This window comes from Streptomyces sp. NPDC102406 (assembly GCF_044765725.1).
In the GTDB taxonomy this organism is placed as follows: Bacteria; Actinomycetota; Actinomycetes; order Streptomycetales; family Streptomycetaceae; genus Streptomyces.
Window position 1 is genome coordinate 18,936 of the sequence record NZ_JBIWKP010000013.1, and the last position, 12,088, is coordinate 31,023.

At 73.3% G+C, this 12,088-nt stretch carries 10 protein-coding genes; 4 read left to right on the top strand and 6 right to left on the bottom strand.

Annotated elements, in window-relative coordinates; translation table 11 throughout:
• Nucleotides 1–65: 65 nt before the first annotated feature.
• On the bottom strand, nucleotides 66–2,207 hold the full coding sequence (locus tag ACIRF8_RS33345; RefSeq protein WP_404221130.1) for an AAA family ATPase: 2,142 nt from the start codon (nucleotides 2,205–2,207) through the stop codon (nucleotides 66–68).
• 20 nt (nucleotides 2,208–2,227) lie between these two features.
• On the opposite strand from ACIRF8_RS33345, the gene ACIRF8_RS33350 reads away from it, so the two are divergent.
• Nucleotides 2,228–3,715, top strand: a complete 1,488-nt coding sequence (locus tag ACIRF8_RS33350) for an esterase/lipase family protein (RefSeq protein WP_404221132.1) — start codon at nucleotides 2,228–2,230, stop codon at nucleotides 3,713–3,715.
• Nucleotides 3,716–3,737: 22 nt separating this feature from the next.
• Here ACIRF8_RS33350 and ACIRF8_RS33355 read toward each other — a convergent pair whose 3' ends face one another.
• The 5 genes from ACIRF8_RS33355 to ACIRF8_RS33375 form a co-directional block, all read right to left on the bottom strand.
• Nucleotides 3,738–4,415, bottom strand: a complete 678-nt coding sequence (locus ACIRF8_RS33355) for a 2OG-Fe(II) oxygenase (protein ID WP_404221134.1) — start codon at nucleotides 4,413–4,415, stop codon at nucleotides 3,738–3,740.
• A complete protein-coding gene (locus ACIRF8_RS33360) occupies nucleotides 4,412–5,692 on the bottom strand; it encodes an MFS transporter (protein WP_404221136.1) in 1,281 nt (426 codons plus the stop codon). Before ACIRF8_RS33360 ends, ACIRF8_RS33355 begins: the two co-directional genes overlap by 4 nt.
• A 36-nt stretch (nucleotides 5,693–5,728) precedes the next feature.
• A complete protein-coding gene (locus tag ACIRF8_RS33365) occupies nucleotides 5,729–6,874 on the bottom strand; it encodes a hypothetical protein (RefSeq protein ID WP_404221138.1) in 1,146 nt (381 codons plus the stop codon).
• A gap of 11 nt (nucleotides 6,875–6,885) precedes the next feature.
• The gene (locus ACIRF8_RS33370; RefSeq protein WP_404221140.1) at nucleotides 6,886–7,914 is read right to left on the bottom strand and encodes a hypothetical protein; all 1,029 of its coding nucleotides are present in this window, start codon (nucleotides 7,912–7,914) and stop codon (nucleotides 6,886–6,888) included.
• Between the two features lie 279 nt (nucleotides 7,915–8,193).
• A complete protein-coding gene (locus ACIRF8_RS33375; RefSeq protein WP_404221142.1) occupies nucleotides 8,194–9,420 on the bottom strand; it encodes a cytochrome P450 in 1,227 nt (408 codons plus the stop codon).
• 319 nt (nucleotides 9,421–9,739) lie between these two features.
• On the opposite strand from ACIRF8_RS33375, the gene ACIRF8_RS33380 reads away from it, so the two are divergent.
• From ACIRF8_RS33380 to ACIRF8_RS33390, 3 genes are all read left to right on the top strand, one after another.
• Nucleotides 9,740–10,228, top strand: a complete 489-nt coding sequence (locus ACIRF8_RS33380; protein WP_404221144.1) for a hypothetical protein — start codon at nucleotides 9,740–9,742, stop codon at nucleotides 10,226–10,228.
• 106 nt (nucleotides 10,229–10,334) lie between these two features.
• Nucleotides 10,335–10,742, top strand: coding sequence for a YciI family protein (locus ACIRF8_RS33385; protein WP_404221146.1), 408 nt, complete (start codon nucleotides 10,335–10,337; stop codon nucleotides 10,740–10,742).
• Nucleotides 10,739–11,911, top strand: a complete 1,173-nt coding sequence (locus ACIRF8_RS33390; RefSeq protein WP_404221148.1) for an RNA polymerase sigma factor — start codon at nucleotides 10,739–10,741, stop codon at nucleotides 11,909–11,911. The genes ACIRF8_RS33385 and ACIRF8_RS33390 overlap by 4 nt, the downstream gene beginning before the upstream one ends.
• Nucleotides 11,912–12,088 lie beyond the last annotated feature (177 nt).

Genomic DNA, 12,088 nt, shown 5'->3' on the forward strand with positions numbered 1-12,088 from the left:
GCGGGGGTGGGCGTCACGGCGGGACCTTTCCGGGGCATGTCGGGGGTGCGCGTCGGGGGTGCGCGTCAGGGGGTCGGCCAGCGGCGGAGGATCTGGGCCAGTTGTTCGTGGGCCGGGCGGTAGACCACGCGGTCGTCCTCGTGGTCAGTGGTGAGATACCCGGCCAGACGGCTTTTCAGTAGCCGGCGGATCTTCTCGTCGGGGTCACGCAGGGGCGCTCGGAGCACGGCGTGGGTCAGCGCGGGCCATACGTCCCCCCACGCGACCCCGCGCCCGAGCGCGAAGGCGCTCGCCCGGAGCAGGCCGACGGCCTCGGCGGCGGTCAGGCCGCTGCCCGCGGCGACGGCGAGTTCGATGTCGGTCCGCAGCAGGCCGGTGATGCCCTCGCCGACGCGGTGCAGCCAGTCCCGGTCGGCCAGCAGTTTCGGTCCGGCGGCCCGGAGTTGTTCCACGGCGAGGCGGGCGTGGAGGAAGGAGCCCGCGGCGCGGGTGCCGACGAGGTGGGCGGCGCGCGAGACGGTGGCGGCGTCCCACTGTTCCTGGTCGCGGAGCAGGACGCGGACGTAGGCGTCGATGTCGGCGGCGGGGTCGGTGTCGCAGCGCAGGGTGCGGGCGTGCGGGAACCGGTCGGTGAGTTCGGCGAGCAGGTCGTCCGCTGCGGGGCGGGGCGCGCCGTGGTGGGTGGTGGGGCGGGCGCTGCGGACGCCGAGGATCAGCCGCACCCCGCGGCGCCGGGCCGCGGGCCGTCGTCCGGCGGGTGCGGGGACGCCGCCCGCGGTGCGGCGCTGCGTGCGGGTGGCGGTGACGAACGGGGCGAGGGCGGTGGTGATGAAGTGCGTCGGGTCGTACGCCTCGTCGAGGCTGTCGACGACGACGGTGACCGGGGGGCCGGGGCGGTTCAGGAACTTCTCCAGCGCGGTCTGCCAGTCGCCGAGTTCGTCGGTGTCGGCGGCGGGCCGGCAGCCGAGCGCCTCGCAGAGCCGGCGCAGCGCGGACAGGGCGGTGTGGTTGCGGGCGGAGACGGCGGCGGTGACCGCGCCGGCCGGCGGGATCGTCTCGGGCGGTCCGTCGAGGGCGGTCTTGTAGCGCTCCTCGCCGCGGAACACGGGGTCGCTGAGGGTGACCATGCGCCCCAGCAGGGCGGATTTCCCGGTGCCCGCGCTGCCGGTGACGATGACGGTGCCGCGGGGGCGCTGGATGAACTCGACGAGGAGCCGGTTGAGTCTGGTGCGCCCGGAGAAGTACCAGCCGCCGTCGGCCTTGTCGAGGCGGCCGCTGGCCTTCTCCAGCCAGTACTCCAGCTCGTCGAAGGTCGCGGCGACATCGCTGACCTCGGCCTTGGCGACGCGCGGGGCGGGTTCGTAGCCGGGGTTGGGCAGCGCCGGTGAGCGTTCGTGCTGCCACTGGGTGAGGAGCGGCTGGGGGATGTTGACGCGGGCGCGGGCGCGGCGGGGGCCGCGGCGCACGGGCCGCTCGTCCTCCAGGAGTTTCGCGGCGCGGTTGAGCAGGTGCGTGAACTCGCTCATCGTCAGGTGCGGGTGGGCGATCTGCTCGCTGGTGGTGGCAAGGAGGTAGGCGCGGGAGAGCACCCGCGCCAGTTCGTAGCCGAGTACCGGGCGGCCCCGCTCGGTGGTGGCCAGGACGTTGAGGCGGGCGTCCTCCTTGCGGGCGGGCGCCAAGTCGTCCTGGAGGGCGAGGAGTTCGCTCTGCACGGCAGCGGACTCGCACATGTTGAGGATGACCAGGACGTCCTGGGCGTGCGAGTCGAGGGCCGCGCAGGCGAGGGCGGAGGTGGGCACGGCGGTGGCAAGGAGGCGTTCGTCGGTGGTGTCCGGCAGGCGCAGGTAGTGGCGGGTGGATCTGGCGGCCAGGCCGTGCCCGCTGACGAACAGGACCAGGGGGGTGGCGGCGTCGGCGTCGCGCAGCCCGCTGTGCGCCAGGTACATCTCGACCTCGTGCCGTGTCGACAGCGGCGTACCGTCCGGGTTCTCGGACAGCCGCCAGTCGAACTCGCCGCCGCCGCGCGGCCACCACAACTCAAGCGCGGCGAGCTGCTGTTCGAGCGCTTCGTCGAAGCGCGGGTCGCCGTCCGGGACGACGAGGCCGACCAGCAGCCCGCGCGGTCCGTTCTCCAACGGCCCCTGCGGCCACGGCAATCCGTCCGGTTCGGCAGCGACAGCCACGACCGGCCCCCGTTGCTTGCTCATCTTCCCTATTGTTCCCGTCCATGAGCCCTCAGCGACAGGCCGGCACGGACCGGCACGCCTCAGCGGAGCACGAGGTGTCCCCCCATGTGACGCAGGACGCGGTCGTCATCGTTCCCGGCATCATGGGAAGCGAACTGCGCTCCACCGCCACCGGGGACGTCCTGTGGGGTCTGTCGGGGGCCCGTTGGCTGCTCAGGGCGTGGACCCGGCGCGACGGTCTGGCCGCGCTGCACCTGACCGAGGACGAACTCGCCGGGAAGACCGGCCGCGTCCGGGCGACCCAGCTCCTGCGGCACGGCACCTGGACGCCGTACCTGCGCGGCCAGGAGCCCTACACCGATCTGATCGACACCGTGCGCGACTACGTCGCCGACCCCGCCGCCGTGCTGCCCTTCCCCTACGACTGGCGGCTGCCGGTCGCGACGAACGGCAGGCTGCTCGCCGCGCGGGCCCGCGAACACCTCACCGCCTGGCGCGCGCACCCCGCCCATCGGGCCGCCGTCGAGCACCGTGCCGACCGGCGACCGGCCCGCCTGGTCTTCATCGCCCACTCGATGGGCGGGCTGGTCACGCGCAGCGCCCTGGACGGCACCCACTCCGACGACCTGGCCGCCGACACCCGGACCGTCATCACGCTGGGCACACCGTTCTACGGTTCCGTGAAGGCCACCGTCATCCTCAACAGCGGGCGCGGCGCCCCGGTGCCGCTCCCCCACGCCCGGCTGCGCGCCCTGTGCGCGACCATGCCGGGCCTGCACGATCTGCTGCCGCTGTACCGCTGCCTGCGCACCGAGGACGACGTGCGCCGCCTCGACGTGAGCGACATCGCCGCGCTCGGCGGCCATCCCGAGCTGGCCCGCGACTCCCTCGCCTTCCACGCCCGGCAGCAGCACGTGCCGCTGCCCGACCACCGCACGGTCGTCGGCACCCGCCAGCCGACCTGGCAGAGCCTGTCGCTGTCGTCCGGTCGGGTCACGGCGTACGAGGACGGTCCCCAGCCCAACAGCGACGGCAGCCTCATCCGCGACCGCGACGACCGCGTCCGGTACTTCGCGGTGCACGGTGACGGCACGGTCTACCGCGCCGCCGCAGCCCTGTCCGGGCACGTCTCCACGGTCCCGGTCCAGCACGGCGACCTGGCCCGCGCCGACAGCGCCCTGGACGCGGTCGCCGACATCCTCCTGGAGGATCTGCCGCACGGCATTCCGCTGGGCGAGCCGGGTTGCGGGCTCGCCGTCCCGGACCTGGCCGAGGCGGGGGTGCCCTGGCGGGCGACGGCCGAGAACATCGACTCGGCGCAGGGTCTGACCTGCACCCTCACCGACACGGAGACGGGGGTGGAGAGGCCGGTGCCGGTGCGGATGGAGGACGGCCGTCCCACGGCCACGATCACGGCGCGGACGCCGGGCCTGTACCGGGTCGAACTGCACACCTACGACCGGTACACCATCAGCCAGCTCGTCCTGGTGACGGAGCCGGGGGTACCGGTGGCGGAGGCGGACGACTGACGGGGGCGGCGAAGGCAGGCGGTCAGGCGAAGCCCAGGGTCCAGGTGAGGCGGCGGCGTTCGGGGGCGGTCGGCGCCACCGGTTCCACCCAGTGCCGGGCCTGCGGGGTGGGCCGCAGCAGCACGGCGGAGTTGCGCCGCGGCCGGTAGCCGAACCAGCCGCCCGCGGCCGGGTCCCAGTACTTGGTCATGCCGCCGTCCGCCGCGCGCCAGCCGTCCGTCAGGGAGACGACCGCGACGAGGCGGGTCGTGCCGTCGCCGTAGTCGTTGTGCGGTGTGGCGAACGAGCCGGGCCCCCAGTAGGCGAGGGAGGCGAACTTGAGGCGGGTGAGTGCCAGACCGCTGACGCGGGCGAACGCCCGGAGCACGTCGGGGGATGCCAACTCGGCCTTGACGCGGTCGAGTTCGGGGGCCTCGCCGTGGGGGCGCTGATGGTGGGAGCGGACCAGGTCGGTGGGCAGGGGGGTGTGGAACTCGGCTCTGATCCGCCGGGGTTCGTCGGGCGTGGAGTAGACGCAGTAGGACCGTACGTCCCGGTGGTCCGCGGCGGCCCGGGACAGCGCCGCCAGTGCGGGGGGTGCGAGGACGGCCGGGGCGAGGGCGACGCCGGGCACGGGGTAGGGGGAGGCGAGCTGGGCCGCGGTGGTGTCGGCGTCGGCGAGCAGGCGCGGGTGGAGCAGGTCGGTCAGGGCCGTGGTCATGACAGCGCTCCGGTAGGGGCTCGCGGTGTGGCGTCGTCCGGGTCGGCGAACTCCCGCACCCCGGGGACGGGCAGGGCGAGCAGGGTCGTGACGGCGATCACCACTGCCCCGGTGACCAGCAGGGGCGCGGGTCCGGTGAGGGCGGCCACGGCGCCGGTGAGGGCGAGCCCGAGGGGCATGAGGACGGTGCTGGCCAGGGAGCTGAGCGCCATGACGCGGCCCAGCAGCCGGTCGGGGTAGGCGCGTTGCAGGGCGCCGGTCCACAGCACGGTGTTGTACTCGCTGCCCGCGCCCGCCACCGCGTAGACGACGAGCAGCGGTACGAGGCCGATGTCCGGCGCCAGCAGGAACAGCAGCGGCCCGATGAACAGGGCCTGCGCGCCCAGCGAGGTGAGGCCGGGGCGGCGCGGCCGGTGGCGCATGGCGACGAGTCCGCCGAGCAGGCCGCCCAGGGCGAAGGCGCCGAGGAGGAAGCCGTAGCCGCGCGGTCCGAACTCCCGTACGGAGATGGTGGGCAGCAGCACCAGCCAGGGCGCGACGGCGAGCAGGACGTGGGCGACGTCGACGAGGAGCACGGTGAGCACCCAGCGGCGTTCGACGACCACCCGGACGCCTTCCCGCGCCTGGTGGACGACGGAGGCGCGGGCCGCTTTCGCGTCGGCGGCGGCCGGGCCGCCGGCGAGGAGGAGCAGGGTGGCGGTGGACACGGCGAAGGTGATCAGGTCGACCACGAGCGCGGCCCGGTAGGTGGCGAAGGCGACGAGCAGGCCGCCGAGCGCCGGTCCGGCCAGTTGGCTGCTGGTGGAGGCGATGCTGGTCATGGAGTTGGCCCAGGGCAGCCGGTCCGGTGCGACGAGCGAGGGCACGAGCGCACGGAACGCCGGGCGGAAGAACGCCTCCCCCGCGCCGAGCACGAACGTGCACGCGGCGAGCGCGACGGCCGGGGTGTCGGTGGGCACGAGGACGAGCCCACCGACCCCGGCGAACCGGACCAGGTCGCAGGCGACCATGATGCGGGCGCGCGGGTGGCGGTCGGCGACGACGCCGCCCAGGGGCACGAACAGCGCGAGGGCCAGGGCGCGTCCGGCCAGGACGAGGCCGAGGGAGGAGGCGTGGTGGTGCGGGCTCTGCACGATCCAGGCGGCGAGCGCGACGGGCACCATCTGGTCCCCGAGCAGCCCGGCGCTCTGCCCGCCCCACAGCCACAGGAACCGCTTCCTGCCCGGCCGGTCCCGTGACGCCCGTGCCGTGCGGACGCCGGTCTGCGATGTACTCATGCTGTCTGTCCGGCCTTCCGTCCTCGTGCCCCGTGCTCAGGCGGCCACCGCGGCCGTGGTGTCGGCGGTGAACCGCCCCTGGTCGTAGAAGAGTTCGCCGTTGACCAGGACGGTGACGTCGGGGGCGACGAAGTCCAGGTGGATGCGGGTGGCGAACCGGTCGATGTGGGCCGGGTCCGCGCCGAGGCCCACATGCACGCCGGAGACGGCCTCGTTGGTGGGCGAGGCCCACGAGGTGATCAGCGGCAGCGCGGCGGGCGACAGGCCGATGCCGACCTCGACGACATGGCTGTACGCCACGTCGCTCGCGAAGACCTCGGCGAAGGCCGCGGCGAGCGGGCCGGGCGAGTCGATGCCGGTGAGCCGTCCCGCTTTCAGGCGCAGGTCGACCGCTTCGTCCGGCAGCAGCGCGCCGAGCTCCAGGAGCCGCCGGTAGGGGGCGTCGTCGAACTCGTTGCCGAGGGGGAGCAGGTTGAGGGCGCCGGTGCAGTGGAAGTCGCCGTCGACCTCGGCGCCGTTCCAGAACAGCTCGCAGCCGGGCGCGAACCGTACGTCCCCGACGACGGACGGGCCGCACAGCTCCATCCACGGACTCTTGCCGGTCACGGTGAGGCGGCGCCGCTCGGAGGCCGGGCCGCTGAGCACCTCCACCGTGTAGTCGGCGCCGTCGCCGCGGGACAGCAGGGAGAAGAACCGGTCGGCGCTCCGCCGCTGCTCGGCGGGGTCGCCCGCGAAGTGGCCCGCGAGGACCGTCTCCACCTGCCAGGACTCCAGGTCCCTGCGGGGGAACTCGTACGACGTGTAGTCGGCGCCCGCGCCCGGCTCGTCGCCCGTCGCGGTACGGGACTTGGCGTAGCCCTTGGCGAAGCGGGAGGTCGGCCTGGACAGGACCTGGCAGAAGTCGTGGAAGGAGAAGTGGCCCGCGTCCGGCGCGCTGAGCAGCTTCTCCAGATGGTCCGTGGGGTCGCCCTCGCGCAGGTCGTAGGCGATCAGGGTGAGGTCGGGGACGGCGGAGATGCCCTGCCACAGGGCTTCCGGCAGCTCCCGGTCGTAGAACCCGACGACGGTGACGCGGCGCCCGTCGGTGAAGCGGGGCAGCGCCGCCCGGACGAAGCGGGTGACGTCCGGGGCGCGCAGGGGCCGGTGCGTGGGGTCGAGGGACGGTGCGGAGTGTGCGGTCATGGGGGTCCCTTTCACTCGGTCCGCATGAAGGCGTGCCCGTTGATCTCGACCTGGGTGGTGGCGGCCATCAGGTCCAGGTGGACCAGCTTCGCCTCGCGCGCGAAGTCCTTGCGCTCGGGGTCGGGGTCGCCGCCGATGGCGATGTGGACGCCCGGCCGCCCTTCGTTGGACGCCGCGTTCCATCCGTGGACGAAGGGGTGGCAGGCCCGGTTGAAGGAGATGCCGACCTCGGTGACGGTGCCGTAGCGGTCCAGCGGGGTCAGGGCGAGCAGTTCCTCGGCGAGGCTGCCGCGGCTGGTGACGGCCGTGACGCGGCCCGCCTCGATGTGCAGGGTGACGGGGTCCTCCGCGAGCCGCCCGCCGAGCGTGGCCATGGCGGTGGCCGCCTCGGCCGCCTCGGGGCGCTGCGGGGTGGCGAGCAGGGCGCCGTCGACGGTGAACGTGCCGGAGACGTCGCCGCCGACGTAGGCGACCTCGCCGCCGGGCACGAGGCGCGCCTCTTTCGGGGTGAGCGGCCCGGCGAGCTGGAACCAGCCCGCGTCGTCGGTGATCTCCATGCTGCCTTCGCGGGTGGTGATCGCCACCCGGTAGGGCCTGCTGGAGCGCAGCAGGCGGTAGAACCGCTCGGCCACGTCGGCCTGTTCGAGGTAGTCGCCGCGGCGGACGACGTCGATGAGGTACTCGGCGCGTTCGGGGGCGAACTCGTCGCCGAGCGGGAGGTCGATCTTGGCGAGGTCGGCGTGCGGCAGTTCGTCGAAGACCGCGCGGGCCGCCTCCGCGCGCTCGAAGGAGGAGGTGAGCAGTTGCAGGGAGACGTAGTGGTGGGCGAGGTCGATGCCGTCCTCGCGCAGTGCGGCGAGGAGGGTGCCGGCGTCGTCGCCCAGTGCCACGAAGTGGACGGTGGTGGGCGCGTCGGCGAGATCGCCGCGCAGGCTGGCCACCATGGTGTCGGAGAGCGGGAAGTCGTGCAGGAACACCGTGTGATGGGGCTCGTTGCTCCGACAGATCAGCGTGGAGTATCCGATTTCTTCTTTGAGCACGGTCACAAGCCCCACCTCACAGCGTCTGGTTCCTGGTGTCAGGAAGCGATCTCGTAGATGTGGTCACCGGTGGAACGCACGCGAAGCTCGTCCGCGTCGGCGAGCGTCTCGTTCTCCTCGGACTCGAGCGGCTCGGAGACCTCAAGGTTCATGTCGCTTTCTCCTTCCGGGTGCGTGTGGCTCTCGGTGCCACCACGGGGGTGGCTGTGGAAGGAGAGACAACCAGCCCCACCTGGAACGCAGCTCGCGACGGCCTTGAGCGGCGCTGGTCGCGCCCGCCTACGGGGCCGTCGTCGTCCAGGTCACCGGGAGTTCGTGGACGCCGTAGATGTTCATGTCGGTCCTGAGCCGGATCTGGGCGGCGGGGACGGCGAGTTCGAGGGTGGGGAAGCGGCGCAGCAGCCCTGCGAGACCGGCGCGCAGTTCGATGCGGGCCAGTTGCTGGCCGAGGCACTGGTGGATGCCGTGGCCGAAGCCGACGTGGCCGCGGGCCGTGCGCCGGACGTCCAGGGTGTCGGGGTTCTCGAAGCGCTCGGGGTCGTGGTTGGCGGCCAGCAGGGAGACGACGACGGTCGAGCCCTTGCGTATCGTCTCGCCGCCGAGCTCGATGTCCTCGGTGGCGTAGCGGTAGAAGATGTCGGCGACGGACAGGTAGCGCATGAGTTCTTCGACGGCGTCGGGCATCAGCTCCGGGTCGGCGCGCAGCAGGTCCGCCTGGTCGGGGTTCTGCAGGAGCGCGAACGTGCCGAGGCCCAGCATGTTGGCGGTGGTCTCGTGACCGGCGAGCAACAGCAGGAAGGCGATGCCGGTCAGTTCCTCGACGCTGAGTTCGTCGCGGCGGGCCAGGTCGGACAGGATGTCCTCGGCGGGGGCGGCGCGCTTGCTCGCGACCAGTTCGGCGAGGTAGGTGGTCAGGCCCGTGTACGCGGCCATCTTCTCCTCCAGCGCCACGTCCTTCTCCAGGAACGTGGCCGTGTCGGTCTGGAAGCGCTCCCGGTCCTCGTAGGGGACGCCGAGCAGTTCGCAGATGACCAGTGAGGGCACGGGCAGCGCGAACTCCTTGACGAGGTCGACCGGCGGTGTCAGGCGCGCCATCCCGGCGAGCTGCCGCTCGGCGATGTCGACGATGTGCTCCTCCAGCGCCTTCATGCGTTTGACGGTGAAGGCGCCGATGAGCATGCGCCGCAGCCGGGTGTGGTCCGGCGGGTCCATGCTGATGAACAGGCCCGGGATCTGCGGGGACGGTTCGGTGGGGGCGGGCATGCCGGGCGTCTCGTAGGGGACGTGCAGGACGCCGATGTCCTGGCGGGAGCTGAACCGGGTGTCGGCCAGCAGTTCGCGGGCCGCGCCGTGCCCGGTGACCAGCCAGCCCTCGTGGCCGTCGGGGAAGACCAGCGGGCTGACGGGGCGGGCCGCACGCAGCCGGGAGAACGCGCCGGGCGGGTCGAAGGGGCCCGCATCGCGCTCCGTGGGGAGGCCGTGGGGGACGTCGGGCAGGTGGCTCATCGAGGTTCCTTCCGTACGTGCTGTGCGTCGCTCCGCTTACGTGGCCCCAGCATGGCACATGCTTGGCGCCATCACGAGCCAATCTGCGCCATCGACGCGGCACCGGAAGGCCGAAATTGCGCCGCGATCTGCCGCGATCCGCCGTGATCGACAAAGTGGCACGTCAGGGCGGTTCCTCGCGCAGTGCAGACGGCGACACTGCCTCCGGCTCCACATGGCACCATTTATGTGTCATGATGGTGCCATCGGCGGCGCGCCCCTGATCCACAGATCGGGGCGTGCCTCGCTTCCCGTACGGCGTCGTCAAAGGGGTGGGGTCATGGAGACAGCAGCACAGAGCCGGCAGCAGGCCTGCGCACCCGGCGCCTTCGTCGCCTTCGCCCGTTTCGTGCTCTGCGGCGGCGGGGTGGGCGTCGCCTCCAGCTTCGCCGTCGCGGCTCTCGCGTCCTGGCTCCCCTGGGCGCTGGCCAACGCCGTGATCACCGTGGTCTCCACGCTCCTGGCCACCGAGCTGCACGCCCGTTTCACCTTCGGCAAGGGCGGGCGCGCGACCGGTCGCCAGCACGCGCAGTCGGCCGGGTCGGCGGCGGCGGCGTACGCGGTGACCTGCGTGGCGATGGCCGTCCTGCACCTGCTGGTGGTGTCCCCCGGCGCGGTGGTCGAGCAAGCCGTCTACCTGTCCGCCTCCGCGCTCGCCGGTGTCGCGCGGTTCGCGGTGCTGCGCCTCGTGGTCTTCGCCCGGGCCCACGCGCGGGTCGCGGCTCCGGTGCCGGTGGCCCGGCCCGTGGTGCTTTGCCGCGCCGCGTGAAGCACGGGGCCGAGGATTTTCGCGAGGGGATGTCGAGAGCGCGCGCCCGGCTCCGTCCCAGGGGCGGACGCGGCCACAATGGCCGTACCTGACCAAGGAGCGCATCATGGCCAAGTACCTGCTGCTGAAGCACTATCGGGGCGCCCCGGCCGCTGTCAACGACGTGCCGATGGACCAGTGGGAGCCCGAGGAGGTCTCGGCCCACGTGCAGTACATGCGGGACTTCGCCGCCCGGCTCGAGGGCACCGGCGAGTTCGTCGAGAGCCAAGCGCTCACCCCCGAGGGCACGTTCGTGCGCCACGACGGCGAGGGGCGGCCACCGGTCACCGACGGACCGTTCGCGGAGACCAAGGACCTGATCGCCGGGTGGATGGTGATCGACGTCGAGACCTACGAACGCGCGCTCGAACTGGCCGGTGAGCTGTCCGCGGCGCCGGGCGCGGGCGGCAAGCCGATCCACGAGTGGCTCGAGGTGCGCCCGTTCTACGCCGAGCACTGCCCGGTCACCGAGTGAACGAGTCGCTGCTGCGGGAGCTGGTGCCCGCGGTGATCGGCGTCCTCGTACGCCGGGGCGCCGACTTCGCGGCGGCCGAGGACGCCGTGCAGGACGCCCTCGTCGAGGCCGTACGCACCTGGCCGGACGGGGACGGCTCCCCGCGGGATCCCAAGGGCTGGCTGATCACGGTGGCCTGGCGCAGGTACCTCGACGCCGTCCGCGCCGACGCCTCCCGCCGGCGGCGCGAGGAGCGGGTCGAGGCCGAGCCCCCGCCGGGCCCGGGCGAGGCGGTGGACGACACGCTCCAGCTCTACTTCCTGTGCGCGCACCCCTCCCTGACCCCCGCCTCGGCGGTCGCGCTCACGCTCCGCGCTGTCGGCGGCCTGACCACGCGCCAGATCGCCCGGGCCTATCTGGTGCCGGAGGCGACGATGGCCCAGCGGATCAGCAGGGCCAAGCGAACCGTCTCCGGCGTCCGGTTCGACCAGCCCGGCGAGGTCGCCACCGTGCTGCGCGTGCTCTACCTCGTCTTCAACGAGGGCTACTCCGGTGACGTGGACGTCGCCGCCGAGGCGATCCGGCTCACCCGCCGGCTGGCGGCCAGGACACCGCACGAGGAGGTCGCCGGGCTGCTGGCCCTCATGCTGCTCCACCACGCCCGGCGTCCGGCACGGACCTGCCCGGACGGCAGGCTCGTACCGCTGGCCGAGCAGGACCGCGGCCGGTGGGACACCCGGATGATCGCCGAGGGCGTCGAGCTGCTCCAGGGCGCCCTCGCCCGTGACCGGCTGGGCGAGTTCCAGGCGCAGGCGGCCATCGCCGCACTACACGCCGACGCCCCGAGGGCCGAGGAGACCGACTGGGTGCAGATCGTCGAGTGGTACGACGAGCTGGTGCGCCTCACCGGCAGCCCGGTGGCCCGCCTCAACCGGGCCGTCGCGGTGGGCGAGGCCGACGGCGCGCGCGCCGGACTCGCGGCTCTCGCCGCCCTCGACCCGGCGCTGCCACGGCACACCGCCGTGGCCGCCTATCTGCACGAGCGTGACGGTGACGCGGCGACGGCGGCCCTGCTCTACGCCCAGGCCGCCCGGTCGGCGCCCAACCTCCCCGAACGCGACCACCTCACGCGCCAGGCCGCCCGGCTGAACGCCCGGCTGCGCGGCGAGGGACCGTTCGCCGGGGCATGACGGGACCCTGGCCCGGGTCCTCGAAGGGGGCGTGCGTTTGACGTGGGAGCCGGGACAGCGGGCTCTCCGTCAGCTCGTCAGACCTCGGCGGGTGGTATCACGCCCAGCCCCCGTAGCGTGCTTCCGGCCCCCGGGGGGCCGCCCTCGAAGAACGGGCTGCCGAACGGGGCGCGGTCA

Coding starts and splice junctions, on each gene's coding strand:
- ACIRF8_RS33385 (WP_404221146.1), top strand. CDS start 10,335: ATGGCCAAGTACCTGCTGCTGAAGCACTATCGGGGCGCCCCGGCCGCT.
- ACIRF8_RS33355 (WP_404221134.1), bottom strand. CDS start 4,415: ATGACCACGGCCCTGACCGACCTGCTCCACCCGCGCCTGCTCGCCGAC.
- ACIRF8_RS33360 (WP_404221136.1), bottom strand. CDS start 5,692: ATGAGTACATCGCAGACCGGCGTCCGCACGGCACGGGCGTCACGGGAC.
- ACIRF8_RS33365 (WP_404221138.1), bottom strand. CDS start 6,874: ATGACCGCACACTCCGCACCGTCCCTCGACCCCACGCACCGGCCCCTG.
- ACIRF8_RS33375 (WP_404221142.1), bottom strand. CDS start 9,420: ATGAGCCACCTGCCCGACGTCCCCCACGGCCTCCCCACGGAGCGCGAT.
- ACIRF8_RS33380 (WP_404221144.1), top strand. CDS start 9,740: ATGGAGACAGCAGCACAGAGCCGGCAGCAGGCCTGCGCACCCGGCGCC.
- ACIRF8_RS33350 (WP_404221132.1), top strand. CDS start 2,228: ATGAGCCCTCAGCGACAGGCCGGCACGGACCGGCACGCCTCAGCGGAG.
- ACIRF8_RS33345 (WP_404221130.1), bottom strand. CDS start 2,207: ATGAGCAAGCAACGGGGGCCGGTCGTGGCTGTCGCTGCCGAACCGGAC.